This window comes from Bradyrhizobium sp. USDA 4452 (genome assembly GCF_054063575.1).
In genome coordinates, this window is sequence record NZ_JBSSGK010000001.1 from 6,652,800 (window position 1) to 6,666,345 (window position 13,546).

Here is a 13,546-nt window from a genome sequence, read left to right on the forward strand (position 1 = left end):
CCCTTCAGGCGACACAGCGCAACAGCAACGCGGGATCGCGCGCAGGATCTAGACGCAGGCGGATGCCACCCCATTCGAGCGCATGGCGCTCGCCGGTAACAAGGTCTTCCACTTCCGTGACGGGGCGGCGGCCATCGCCGCAGCCGACCATGACGTCGCCGAGCGGAAGCCAGACCTCACGCGGCTCAGCCGACAATGCAATCGCGGCCGCGATCACATTGCCCTGATCGACTGCCTCCTTGACGAAGCCGATCACGCCGCCGTCATCGACATTGATAAAGCGCAGATTGGCGAATTGTTGCAGGGCCGGATTGCCGCGCCTGATTTGGTTGAGGCCCGCGATATAGGGCTTGATGTTCCCGGCCTGATCCCAGTCCCGAACCCTGATCTCGTATTTCTCGGAGTTGAGATATTCCTCGCGGCCGGGGATCGGCGCGTGCTCGAGCAATTCGAAGCCGCTATAGATTCCGTAGCTGCTTGAAAGCGTCGCGGCCAGCGCGAGACGCGACTTGAACATCCAGGATTCGCCGCTTTGCAGGTGGAAGGGCAGGATGTCAGGTGTGTTGACGAAGAAATTCGGCCGAAAGAAGTCACGATCGGGATAGGAGGTCAACTCGCCGAGATACTGTTCGAGCTCGAAGCGCTGCGTGCGCCAGGTGAAGTAAGTATAGGACTGCGTGAAGCCGAGCTTGGCGAGACCCTTCATCAGTTTTGGCCGCGCGAAGGCTTCGGAAAGGAACAGCACGTCGGCATCCCGATCCCTCACCTCGCGGATCAGCCATTCCCAGAATGCCAGCGGCTTGGTGTGCGGATTGTCGACCCGGAAGATCTTGACGCCCTGTTCGACCCAGGACAGCACGACATCGCGCAGCGCGCGCCACAGTGCGGCTGCGTCCTCGGAACCGAAATCCGGGTTGACAACGTCGTCCCAGCGCTGCGGCGGATGTTCGGCCGCGCGCATCGAGCCGTCCGGACGGCGCTTGAACCACTGCGGATGTGCGGTCAGCCAGGGATGATCGGGCGCGCACTGCACGGCGAAATCGAGCGCGACCTCGAGGCCGTGGGCATGGCATGCCGCGACGAAGGCGCGAAAATCGTCGAGCGTGCCGAGCTCCGGATGCACCGCGTCGTGGCCGCCCTCCGCCGCGCCGATCGCGTAGGGGCTGCCGGGATCGCCTGGCTGCGCGATGGCGGCATTGTTGCGGCCTTTGCGATGGGTCCGCCCGATCGGGTGGATCGGCGCCAGTAGCACGACGTCGAAGCCCATCGCGGCGATATCGGGCAACCGCGCGATGCAGTCTTTGAAGGTCGCGTGCACGCCCGGCGTCCTGCCCTGGCTGCGCGGAAACATCTGGTACCACGCGCCGCTGCGCGCCCGCGGCCGGTCGGCGGTGAGCGGATAGAGCTGCGACCGCATCAGGTCGCGGCGAAATTGGCTGCCGGCCATCGCCTCGCATAATTCGGGAGCGAGCAGCGCGCCGGGCTCGCCGGTCTGCAGAAAGATCTCGCACTGCCTGATGATGATTGCGGCTGCGGCAGGTCCCCCGGCTTGCGCCTGGGTCAGCATGCCCGCGCCTTCGACGGCATCCAGCGTGTGGTCGCCGCCGTCGCGCTGCTTCTGCTCGAAGCGATCCCGCCAGCTGGCGAATTCGTCGGTCCAGGCCTCGATCGCGAAGCTGTATCGGCCGGGCCGGTCGGGCACGAAGGCGCCGCCCCAGCGGTCATCGCTGTGCAGCGTCATGGGCGCACGTTGCCATTCGCCGTCGCCCTCATGCCGCCACACCAATGCCGCTGCGATCACATCATGTCCGTCACGGTAGATGTCGGCCCACACCTCGACAGGTTCGCCCGCAATGCGCTTGACCGCAAAGCGGCCGCCATCAACCGACGGATAGACATCGGTGATATGAAAAGTGCCATTGGCACTCTCGACAGGCCGGGTGGTTTTGTTCACGGTGATGCCGCCATTGAATAGGCAAATGAACCCCCCGCGCCGGGAAGGAGGCACGCCAGACCCATATAGAAAGCCGCTCGCCGGGCAATGGTTCCCGGTGGGAACGCTGGATAGGGTAGAGCGTTGAACATCAACTATCCCTTTCCCGTATCTGTACAATTTAGCAACGATCCCAATACCGTTGCGAGCAGGCAGCGTGCCGAATGGACCTTTACGCCAAAGCCCAGACCCTGGGAATCCAGACCGAGTATATCGATGGTAGCGGTCACCGCCGTGTGACAACCCCCGAGGCGCTGACGGCGATCCTCGCGGCGCTGCCGCCCCAGACGCCGCGGCGGATCATCGCCGATCCCGTGGTTGTCAGAGGCAGCCATAGCGGACAGACGCAGCTCTCCGAGGCGGCCCGGCTTCCCGTGCAGTGGACGATCACCAATGGCGCCACGCTGCTCGCGCAGGGCGAGGCGCATGGGAGGAGCGTGGCGTGGCCATCCGGCCTGCCCGAGGGCGTGCACCGGTTGCAGCTCAAGGACGCATCGGGCAGCGAGGAGCTGCCGTTCCTGGTAGCGCCCGAGGCTGCGTTCGGCGGCGCGTTCGACCGCTGCTGGGTGATCGCGGTGCAGCTCTATGGCGTGCGGTCCGCCCACAACTGGGGCATCGGCGACTTCACCGATCTGCAGGGCCTGCTCGAATTCGCTCATCGGCTCGGCGCCGACGGTATCGGGCTCAATCCGTTGCACGCGCTGTTCGACGATCGGCCCGGCGATTGCAGCCCGTACTCGCCGAACAGCCGGCTGTTTCTCAACGCGCTTTATATCGACGTCGCGAAGATTCCCGAATTCCACATCGATGCCGAGGTGCAAGCCGCGCTGGCGCAGCTTCGTAGCCGCGACATGGTCGACTATGTCGGTGCGGCCGCGCTGAAATGGCCGGCGCTGCGGGCCGCCTTCGCGGCCTTCAAGGCCAATCCGGGCCTCGGCCGCTGGCAGGATTTCGAGGCCTATCGCAAGGAGCAGGGCGCGCTGCTGTCGCGCTTCGCCTGCTTCGAGGTGATGCGGCACAAATTCAACACGCCGTGGTGGGAATGGCCGGACGAGTGGCGGCAGCCCAATGATGCGGCGTGCACGAAATTGCGCCGGGCGCGCGACACCGCCGCCGAGGTCGAGTTCGTCGAATTCGTGCAATGGACCGCGGACCGGCAGCTCGGCGCTTGCCAGGCGCTGGCGCACAGGCTCGGCATGCGGGTCGGGCTCTATCTCGACGTTGCCGTCGGCGTGCAGTCGGATGGCTTCGACGCCTGGAATGAGCAGACCGCGATCTCGCGTCGCCTCGGCGTCGGAGCGCCGCCTGATCCGCTCAACACCGCGGGCCAGGACTGGGGACTTGCCGGCTTCAATGCCGCGGGCCTCGAGCAGCGCGCGTTCGAGCCGTTCAGGCAGATGCTGCGCGCCTCGATGCACCATGCCGGCGCCATCAGGCTCGACCATGCTTTCGGATTGAAGCGGCTCTATCTGGTACCGCGCGGCTTCGGCCCGGCCAACGGCGCGTATGTACTGATGCCGTTCGAGGCGCTGCTGGCGGCGACCGCGCAGGAGAGCGTTGCAAGCCGCTGCGTCGTGATTGGCGAGGACCTCGGCACGGTGCCCCCGGGGTTCCGCGAGCAGATGAACGGCTGGGGCATCTGGTCCTATCTCGTGATGATGTTCGAGACCGACGACCAGGGCACCTTCCGCAACGCCGACTACTATCTGCCGAACGCGCTGGTGACGTTCAACACCCACGACCTGTCGACCTATGCCGGCTGGCGTTCGTTCAGCGACCTCAAGACCAAGCGCGCGCTCGGCATCGATCCCGGCGAGACCGACGAGCGACGCTGGCACGCGCTCGGCCAGCTCGACGAGGTGCTGCACCGGCACGGCATCAATAGCCACGACTTCTATTCGGTCGCGAGCTTCTTGGCACGGACGCGTTCGCGGATGATGGCGGTTTCGATGGAGGATCTGCTCGGCATTGTCGAGCAGCCGAATATCCCCGGCACCGTCTACGAGCATCCGAACTGGAAACGGCGCCTGCCGGTCTCGCTCGAGCATCTCGCGTCGGCGATCGATATCGACGCGCTCAAGCGTGCAACCCGCGAGCGGTCGCACGCGGAATAACGCGGAGCACGGCGCGTGGCCTCTCGCATCGAAGACTATGGACTGATCGGCGACTGCGAGACCGCGGCGCTGGTCGGCCGTGACGGCTCGATTGACTGGCTGTGCTGGCCGGGATTCGACTCCGACGCCTGCTTCGCTGCGCTGCTCGGCACGTCGCGAAATGGCCGCTGGCTGCTGGCGCCCACTGGCGAGATCAGGCAGATCTCGCGGCGTTATTGGGACGATACGTTGATCCTGGAGACGCGGTTCGAGACCGAGGGCGGCGTGGTCGCGCTGATCGACTTCATGCCGCCGCGCGGCAATGCCTCCGACGTGGTTCGCTTGGTTCGAGGCATCAGCGGCCGAGTCAAGATGCACATGGAGCTGGTGATCCGCTTCGGCTTCGGGGTCGATGTCCCCTGGGTGAAGAAGAACCCGGACGGCGAGGGGCTGCTGGCGATCAGCGGGCAGGACATGACCGTGCTGCGCACGCCGGTTAGGACATCGGGCAAGGACCTGACCACGATCGCTGATTTCGAGGTAGGCGAGGGCGATACCGTGCCGTTCGTCATGACCTATGGCGCGTCCTTTCAGCAGCTGCCGGAGCCGATCGATCCGGAGGCGGCGCTGAAGGATACCGAGGACTACTGGAAGGAATGGTGCAGCCGTTCGACCTATGACGGCAGCCTTCAGCGCGATCTCGTGATGCGTTCGCTCATCACGCTGAAGGCGCTGACCTTCAGGCCGACCGGCGGCATCGTCGCGGCACCGACCACCTCGTTGCCGGAGAAGCTCGGCGGCGCGCGCAACTGGGACTACCGGTTCTGCTGGCTGCGCGACGCCACCTTCACGATGCTGGCTCTGATGAATTCGGGCTACACCGAGGAAGCGGCGGCTTGGCACAATTGGCTGCTGCGGGCCGCGGCCGGCGCGCCGGCCAACATGCAGATCATGTACGGCATCCTGGGCCAGCGGCGCCTCCTGGAATGGGAGGCCGGATGGCTGTCCGGCTATGAGGGGGCACAGCCGGTCCGCATCGGCAACGCCGCGCATGCGCAGCTTCAACTCGATGTCTATGGCGAGCTGATCGACGCCTTCCATCAGTCCCGCATGGCGAAGTTGAATCTCGACAAGGAAAGCTGGTCGCTCGAGTGCACCGTCGTCAGCCATCTCGCCGAGGTTTGGGACCAGCCGGATCATGGTATCTGGGAGCGGCGCGGCACTCCGAGACACTATGTGTTCTCCAAGGTGATGTGTTGGGTCGCCTTCGACCGCGCGATCAAGAGCGCGGAGCGGTTCGGTTTCAAGGGGCCGCTGGTCAAATGGCGGGTGCTGCGCGAGGCGATCCATCGCGAGGTCTGCCGGCGTGGCTTCGATCCTGATCTCGACAGCTTCGTCGAGAGCTACGGCTCGAAGCTGCTCGACGCCAGCCTGCTGCTGCTGCCGTCGGTCGGCTTCCTGCCGCCGGACGATCCACGCATCCGTGGCACGATCGCGGCGGTCGAACGCCACATGATGCGCGACGGCTTCGTGCTGCGGCACGATCCGCGCGAGGTGTCCGACGAAGTCCAGCCGATCGAGGGCGCATTCCTGGCCTGCAGCCTGTGGCTCGCCGATGCCTATGTGCTGGCGGGGGACGTCGACAAGGCACAGACCATGTTCGACCGCGTCGTGGCGGTCGCCAACGATCTCGGGCTGCTGGCGGAGGAGTTCGACCCCGGCGCCGGCCGGCAGACCGGCAACTTCCCGCAGGCGCTGACCCATATCGCGCTGATCAATACCGCGCACAATCTCAGTGCCGCCAGGGCCGACGCCGAGAAGCCGGCGGTCCAGCGGTCGACCTGATCAGGGCATCCTGGGGGGTCGCTGCTTCAGTGGAGCTGCAGCAACATGTCCATCGCGCGCGCGAAACCGTCGCGCTCGTTGGTCTCGGTGACATGCGTGGCGCGGGCCTTCACGTCGTCGCTGGCGTTGCCCATCGCGAACGAGACGCCGCTTCGCGCGAACATCGGCAGATCGTTCTGCATGTCGCCGATCGTGGCGACATTCTCGAGCGACACGCCAAGACGTTTCGCGATACCCTCGACGAAGGTACCCTTGTCGTGGCCGGGTGGGGTGACGTCGAGATAGTAGGTTTGCGAGCGGACCGCGGTGGCATCCTGGCCGACCATCTGCTGCATCTCCGCCTCGCAGCGCTGCAGCAGGGGCGCATCCGAGCTCGCGCCGACGATCTTGCAAGCCTGGTCGAGATAGGGCGTGAAATCGTCGACGATGGTCGGATCATGCTTGATCGTGCGCTGCTCGTGCGCGGTATATTCGCCGTCGGGATTTCGGGTCAGCCAGCGGTCGTTGGTGAACAGCCAGATGTCGATGCCGCGCTCGCGGAGCAGCTCGATGCAGCGCCTGGCGATGGCCGGCGGGATCACATGCTGTTCGAGCGGCTTCAATTGCGGATCGACGATCGAGGAGCCGTTGAAGGCGCCGATCGGCAGCGCGATCGCGAGCGGCGCGACCAGGAAGCCCATCCCGATGGTCGGCCGGCTGGAGACGATGGTGAAGCCGATGCCGGCCTCATGCAGCCTGCGCACGGCCGCCCTGGCGCCGTCGGTCAAGGTCTTGTCCTTGGTGAGCAGCGTGCCGTCGACATCGGATACGACAAGGGCGATGCGGGTCATGAGCGGTCCAGCTTCAGTTGATTGACGATGTCTGCGACGATGGTGTCGACCGAACGGTCGATCGCAACCGTGATCGGGTGCTCGTCCGGCGTCGGCGGCTCCAGCGTCTTGAACTGGCTGGCGAGCAAGCCCGGCGGCATGAAATGGTCCTTGCGCGCGGCCAGCCGCGTCGCGATCAGCTCCTGCGTGCCGTCGAGGAAGACGAGGCGGATATCGTCGCGGCCATGCACCAGGATGTCGCGATAGCTGCGCTTCAGGGCGGAGCAGGCGATCACGGCGGGTTCGCGGACGCCGCAGGTACGGTCGATCTCGGCGGCGATCGCGCGCAGCCAGGGCCAGCGATCCTCGTCGGTGAGCGGCTGGCCGGAATGCATCTTCGCGACATTGCTCGGCGGGTGGAAGCTGTCGCCGTCCTCGAAGCGCCAGCCGATCCTGATCGCGAGGCGGTCGGCGATGGTGCTCTTGCCCGAGCCGGAGACGCCCATCACGACCAGTGCACAGGGGTTTTGCCCGTCACCCAAGAAAGTCACCCAAACAAATCATCAAACAGAATCCTCCGGCAGCGCAGCCTGATCGATCAGCCAGACGGTTTCGCCCAGCGATCGCGCGCGGTTTGCCGGCAGGTTCTCGCCTGCGAACAGGCGCGTCAAGATCGCGCGCTTGGTTTCGCCTGCCACCTCGAACAGCATCTCGCGGCAGGAGGCGAGCGCGGGCAGGGTCAGCGACACCCGCGGCACGAACGGTTCGACGTTGGCCTTCGGGACCCCGACCACCCAGCGCTGCGTCTCCTCGACCGTGGGATAGCCCGGAAACAGCGAGGCGGTATGGCCATCGGGGCCGATGCCCATCAGCACGAGGTCGAACAGCGGCCGCTTCGGATCGAGCTGCTCGGCGCCATAGAACGCCATCAGCTCGTTCTCATAGAGCGCCGCGCTGATGTCAGGATCCCTGAGATCGGCGGTGTCGGTTGCGATCGGGTGGACGTTGGCGGCCGGAGCGCAGCGGTCGAGGAAGGCCTGGCGCGCCATGCTCATATTGTGCAGCTTGTCTTTGCGTGGCACCAGGCGCTCGTCGCCGATGAACCAGTCGACGCGGTCCCACGGAATCCTCGCGCGATAATCCGGCGTCGCCAGCAGCTGGTAGAGCGCCTTGGGGCTGGAGCCGCCGGTGAGGCAGACCGCGATCCGGCCGCTGTTCTGATCGAACCGGGCGAGTACCCGCTCGGCCGCCGTCTTCGCCAGTGCCGCTGGATCGGCGACCGTGATGATCCTGCGCTCGCCGGGCGTGGTCATCTCAGCTGAGCTTCCGCCAGCTGCGGCCATCGCGGGTCAGCAGCGCGTTGGCCGCCTCGGGGCCCTCGCTGCCGGCCTTATAGGGCTGCAGGCCGCGCCCGCCGGCGCTCTTCCAGGCGTCGATGAAGGGCTGCACCGCCTGCCATCCGGCCTCGACGCTATCGGCGCGCTGGAACAGTAAATTGTCGCCGATCATGCAGTCATAGATCAGCGTCTCGTAGCCGGTCGACGGCTCGGCCTTGAAGTAGTCCTTGTAGCGGAACTTCATCTCGACGCCGTCGATGTCGATGGCCGGGCCAGGCACCTTGGTGTTGAATTGCAGCTCGATGCCTTCGGTCGGCTCGGTGGAGATGACGAGGTAATTCTGCGACAGGCGGTCGACCGCGGTGTCTCGGAACATCGCGAACGGCGCCTGCTTGAACTTGATCGCGATCTCGGTGCGCTTGGTCGCCAGCGCCTTGCCGGTGCGCAAATAGAACGGCACGCCGGCCCAGCGCCAATTGTCGATGGTCAGCTTCAGCGCGGCATAGGTCTCGGTCGAGCTGTCCGGCCTGACATCCGGTGTCTTGAGATAGTCCTCGATCTCGGCGTCGCCGATCCGGCCGCCGCGATACTGGCCGCGCACCGAGTTGGACAGCGCCTCCTGCGCGCTCTGGATCTGGATCGCGCTCAGGACCTCGGCCTTCTCGGAGCGCACCGCATGCGCGTCGAACCGCGCCGGCGGCTCCATCGTCACCAGCGACAGCAGCTGGAACAGATGGTTCGGCACCATGTCGCGCAGCGCGCCGGTGGCGTCGTAGAAGCTGCCGCGGTGGCCGACGCCGAGCTTCTCGTCGACGGTGATCTGGACGTGGTCGATGTGGTTGCGATTCCAGATCGGCTCGAACATGCCGTTGGCAAAGCGCAGCACCAGGATGTTCTGGACGGTTTCCTTGCCGAGGTAATGGTCGATCCGGTAGATCTGGTGCTCGTCCATCAGCTTCAGCAGGGCGGCGTTCAGCGCCCTGGCCGACGCCAGATCGGTGCCGAACGGCTTTTCGATGATCAGCCGCCGCCAGGCGCCGTTCTCCTCCAGCATGCCGGTGCGCCCGAGCTGTTCGCTGATCGGCAGGAAGGCGCTCGGCGGGGTCGCGAGATAGAACAGCCGGTTGCCGCCGGTGCCGCGCGCCGTCTCGAGCTTATCGAGCCGTTCGTTCATGGCGTCAAAGGACGACGGATCCCTCGGATCGGCCTCGATCGCGGTGACGCATTCGAACAGCCGTTTCGCGATCGTCTCGTCGACCGGGCGGGTGGCGAACTTGCGCAGCCCCTGCATCAGGCTGTCGGTCAGCTGCTCGTTCGACATGCCCTTGCGGACGATGCCGACAACGCAGAATTTCTCCGGCAGCAGGTTGCCGGCGGCGAGATTGTAGAGCGCCGGGACCACCAGCCGGTGCGTCAGATCACCGGTGGCGCCGAAAATGATGAAGGAGCAAGGATCGGGTTTCTTCTGCACGTGACCTTCCGCGTTCAATTCAAGCCTTCTTCGGCGGCTCCTTGTGGCCGCCAAAACCTGCGCGCATCGCCGAGAGGATCTTCTCGGCGAAGGTGTGATCCTTGCGCGAGCGGAAGCGGGTGTAGAGCGCGGCCGTCAGCACCTCCGCCGGCACTGCCTCGTCGACCGCCGCGTTGACGGTCCAGCGGCCTTCGCCGGAATCCTCGACGAAGCCGGAATAATTGTCGAGCGTGTGGTTCTGCGCCAGCGCCGAGGCCGTGAGGTCGAGCAGCCAGGATGGGATCACGCTCCCGCGCCGCCACACCTCGGCGATGTCGGCGATGTCGAGATCGAAGCGATGCTCCGGCGGCAGCGCCTCGATATTGGCGTTCTTCAGGATGTCGAAGCCCTCGGCATAGGCCTGCATCAGACCGTATTCGATGCCGTTGTGGATCATCTTGACGAAGTGCCCGGCACCAACAGGACCGGCGTGGATGTAGCCCTGTTCGATGCGCGGATCCCGGCCCTCGCGGCCGGAGGTGCGCGGGATGTCGCCGATGCCCGGCGCCAGCGTCTTGAAGATCGGGTCGAGCCGGTCGACCACCTTTTTGTCGCCGCCGATCATCATGCAGTAGCCGCGCTCGATGCCCCAGATGCCGCCGCTGGTGCCGACATCGACGTAATGCAGCCCACGCTCCCGGAGTGCCTTGCCGCGGCGGACGTCGTCCTGCCAGAAGGTGTTGCCGCCGTCGATGATGACGTCGCCCGGCTGCATCAGCTTCGACAGCGCCTCGATGGTGGCTTCGGTGATCTTGCCGGCCGGCAGCATCACCCAGGCGGTGCGCGGCGCTTCCAGCTTGAGGACGAAATCCTCCAGCGACGAGGCGCCGGTGGCGTTGTCGGCGACCAGCGCCGCGACCGCCTTCGGATCCTTGTCGTAGACCACGGTGGTGTGGCCATTGCTCATCAAACGGCGGACGATATTGCCGCCCATCCGCCCGAGGCCGATCATGCCGAGTTGCATCCCTGCCTCCGTCAGTTCAGTGCGGCCGAGATCGCGGCATCGAGTGCCGCAAGCCCGGAGGTGAGATCGCCCTTGAGATGCACCCGCAGCGCGCGCCGGCCGCGCTCGGTGAGCACGTCGAAATCGCCACGCGCCTGCGCCGCCTTGATCACGCCGAAGCTCGCCTTCTGGCCGGGCACCGGAAGGTCCTGGCTATCGTGGGTCGTGACCTGCAGGAACACGCCGCTGTCGGGCCCGCCCTTGTAGGCCTGCCCGGTCGAGTGCAGGAAGCGCGGGCCGAACTCGGCGCAGGTCGCCAGGTGCTTTGCGTCGCGCACTTTCAGCCGCATCGCCTGCATGGCGTCGATGGTGTCGCCGTCGCGCTCGATATAGGCGAGCAGGGCGACATAGTCGCCGCGGCCGGAGCGCGACAGGTGGGTCTTGATCCAGGAATTGAGGTCGCCATTGGCGCCGGCCTTGCGCAGATCCTCGGCGTTCTGCGCGTCGGTGTAGAGCTCGATCCCGTCCGCCGACACCACCGGCTGCTCGGCCGGCAGCGATCCGGTCTTCTCGAACGCCGCCGTCAGCTCGCGGGTCTTGATCTTGGCGGCCTCGACGTCGGGCTGGTTGAACGGGTTGATGCCGAGGATCGAGCCTGCGACCGCGGTCGCAATCTCGAAGCGGAAGAACTCCTGGCCGATATGGTCGATCGACTTCATCACGATCCGGACGACGGGATGGCCGGCGGCCTCGAGCGCAGCGAGCTTGGCCTCATGCGCAGCATCGTGCTCGCCCTCGGTGCGCAGGTCGATGAAGAAGCGGTCGTTGCCGTAGACCACAGCATCGCCGATGGTCTCGCCCTCGATCGGGATCAGGCCCTTGCCGTCCTTGCCGGTCGATTCGGCGATCAGCTGCTCGGCCCAGGCGCCGAAATCGGCGACGTCGGGCGAGGCGAAGATCGTCACCTTGTCGCGGCCTTCCAGCCCGGCGATGCCCATTGCCAGTCCGAGCTGGACGCCCGGGTTTTCCTGCGGCGGCACGTCGGCGCCGCAGGAGCGCACCATGGCGAGCGTATGGCCGAGCAGGCTGCGGACGTCGATGCCCGCGGCCGCTGCCGGCACCAGGCCGAACGGCGACAGCACGGAATAGCGGCCGCCGATCGCGGGGTCGCCGTAGAAGATGCGGGCAAAGCCCTGCTTGATCGCGACCTTCTGCAGCGACGAGCCGGGATCGGTCACCGCGATGAAACGATGTCCGGCCTTGTCCTTGCCGATCGCCTTGGCCACCCGGTCGAAGAAATAGTCCTTCATCACATTCGGCTCGGTGGTGCCGCCGGACTTGGACGAGACGATGAACAGCGTTTTTGCGATATCGACATACTCCTCCATCGCGCGCACCTGCGCCGGATCGGTGGAGTCGAGCACGTGCAGCCGCGGGAAGCCGGACTTGTGCGGGAAGGTCTGGGCCAGGACCTCCGGCCCGAGGCTCGATCCGCCCATGCCGAGCACGACGGCGTCGGTGAAGTTCTGGCCCTTCACGCGTTTGGCGAAATCCTCGTAGTCGGCGACGTCGGCGGAAGCGGCGCTGGTCAGCCAGCCCAGCCATTTGTCCTCGTCATCGCCGGTCCAGACCGACTTGTCCTTGTGCCAGAGCCTTCGGATCTTGGCGGAGGCGCGCCAGTCCTCGGTGCTCTTCTCGACCGCCTTCGCGATGCCGGCGCCGAGCGCCAGCTTCTGCTGGTCGATGCCGCCGCCGAGCGAGGTCGCGCGCTTGTGGGCAACCGCGCCGTACAGCTTGTCGGCCGCGTCGGCGAACAGCTTGACGCCGTCCTTCACCAGCTCCTCGGTGATCGCATCGAGCGAGATGCCGGACTTCTCCAGCTGCTCCAGCACGTGGCGGGCGTCCGCGACATTCTCCTCGAGGCTGTCGCGGACCTTGCCGTGGTCGCGGAAGGCGTCGAGCGTCGCCGGCGGGACGGTGTTGACCGTGTCGGGGCCGATCAGCTCCTCGACATAGAGCACATCGCTATAGTCCTTGTTCTTGGTACCGGTGGACGCCCACAGCAGCCGCTGCGGCTTGGCACCCTTGGCGGTGAGCTTGTCCCAGCGCGCCCCCGAGAACAGGCGCTTGTAGTCCTGGTAGGCGAGCTTTGCATTGGCGATCGCGACCTTGCCCTTCAGCGCCGCGAGCCGCTCCTTCTCGGATGGGTCGTTGGCGCGCGCGATCTTCTCGTCGAGCTGCTTGTCGACGGCGCTATCGATGCGGCTGACGAAGAAGCTGGCGACGCTGGCGACATGGGAAGGATCGCCACCCTTGGCGACGTACTTCTCCAGGCCCTTGAGATAGGCCTCCGCGACCTGCCGATAGACCTTCTGCGAGAACAGCAGCGTGATGTTGATGCTGATGCCTTCGCCGATCAGATACTCGATCGCCGGCAGACCCTCCGGCGTCGCCGGCACCTTGACCATCAGGTTCTTGCGACGGACGTCCTTCCAGAGCCGCTCGGCCTCCACGATCGTGCCCTTGGTATCCATCGCCAGATAGGGCGACACTTCGAGGCTGACGAAGCCGTCGCCGCCATGGCTGTGGTCGTAGACCGGGCGCAGCACGTCGGCGGCATGTTGGATATCCACAACGGCAAGATGCTCGAACAGGTCGGCGACCGAGCGGTCGCCCTTCTTGAGGGCCTGGCCGATCGCCCCGTCATACTCGTCCGAGCTGCCGATCGCCTTCTCGAAGATCGAGGGGTTGGACGTCACGCCTTTGACGCCGTCGGTCTCGATCAGCCGCTTCAGGTCGCCCTTGGCGACGAAGCCGCGGGCGAGGAAGTCCAGCCAGACGGCCTGGCGGTGATTTTCGAGTGCTTTGACGGGGTTCATGGGTGCCTGTTCTCGTTCGATCGAGGGTCGATTTTTGGGTTCCCGGGCAGCTTTCGGGGGTGGAGGCGGATTGTCAACATGACTGGGGGCCCGGGCGGAATATCAGCATTCCCAAGGGATAACGCCATTCACAACAG

Annotated in this window: 9 protein-coding genes; 2 read left to right on the forward strand and 7 right to left on the reverse strand. The window is 65.7% G+C overall.

The genetic code is table 11. From position 1 onward, the window contains the following. Positions 1 to 4: 4 nt before the first annotated feature. Entirely contained in the window at positions 5 to 1,954 is a 1,950-nt protein-coding gene (locus ACVISU_RS31125) for an alpha-1,4-glucan--maltose-1-phosphate maltosyltransferase (protein ID WP_456709489.1), read from the reverse strand. A 203-nt stretch (positions 1,955 to 2,157) separates the two neighbouring features. On the opposite strand from ACVISU_RS31125, the gene malQ reads away from it, so the two are divergent. Continuing rightward, positions 2,158 to 4,107, forward strand: a complete 1,950-nt coding sequence (malQ, locus tag ACVISU_RS31130; protein WP_456709490.1) for a 4-alpha-glucanotransferase — start codon at positions 2,158 to 2,160, stop codon at positions 4,105 to 4,107. A 15-nt stretch (positions 4,108 to 4,122) separates the two neighbouring features. Next, positions 4,123 to 5,931 carry a glycoside hydrolase family 15 protein gene (locus ACVISU_RS31135; RefSeq protein ID WP_050402081.1) on the forward strand — a complete coding sequence of 603 codons (1,809 nt, stop codon included), beginning with the start codon at positions 4,123 to 4,125 and terminating at the stop codon, positions 5,929 to 5,931. A gap of 26 nt (positions 5,932 to 5,957) precedes the next feature. Here the strand turns inward: ACVISU_RS31135 and ACVISU_RS31140 are convergent, their stop codons facing one another. From ACVISU_RS31140 to ACVISU_RS31165, 6 genes are read right to left on the reverse strand one after another with little or no spacing between them, the layout of a single operon-like run. Then, positions 5,958 to 6,761, reverse strand: a complete 804-nt coding sequence (locus ACVISU_RS31140) for an HAD family hydrolase (RefSeq protein ID WP_456709491.1) — start codon at positions 6,759 to 6,761, stop codon at positions 5,958 to 5,960. Next, positions 6,758 to 7,246 (reverse strand): gluconokinase, encoded by a 489-nt coding sequence (locus tag ACVISU_RS31145; protein ID WP_456710941.1) that lies wholly within the window; start codon positions 7,244 to 7,246, stop codon positions 6,758 to 6,760. The genes ACVISU_RS31140 and ACVISU_RS31145 overlap by 4 nt, the downstream gene beginning before the upstream one ends. A gap of 57 nt (positions 7,247 to 7,303) precedes the next feature. Then, positions 7,304 to 8,053 (reverse strand): 6-phosphogluconolactonase, encoded by a 750-nt coding sequence (gene pgl / locus ACVISU_RS31150; protein WP_456709492.1) that lies wholly within the window; start codon positions 8,051 to 8,053, stop codon positions 7,304 to 7,306. A 1-nt stretch (position 8,054) separates the two neighbouring features. Then, positions 8,055 to 9,548, reverse strand: coding sequence for a glucose-6-phosphate dehydrogenase (gene zwf, locus ACVISU_RS31155; RefSeq protein WP_172803556.1), 1,494 nt, complete (start codon positions 9,546 to 9,548; stop codon positions 8,055 to 8,057). Positions 9,549 to 9,567: 19 nt separating this feature from the next. Beyond that, complete coding sequence (gnd, locus tag ACVISU_RS31160; RefSeq protein ID WP_456709493.1) at positions 9,568 to 10,551, reverse strand: phosphogluconate dehydrogenase (NAD(+)-dependent, decarboxylating); 984 nt, start codon at positions 10,549 to 10,551, stop codon at positions 9,568 to 9,570. A gap of 11 nt (positions 10,552 to 10,562) precedes the next feature. Then, positions 10,563 to 13,409 (reverse strand): bifunctional transaldolase/phosoglucose isomerase, encoded by a 2,847-nt coding sequence (locus ACVISU_RS31165; RefSeq protein ID WP_456709494.1) that lies wholly within the window; start codon positions 13,407 to 13,409, stop codon positions 10,563 to 10,565. Positions 13,410 to 13,546: the final 137 nt, after the last annotated feature.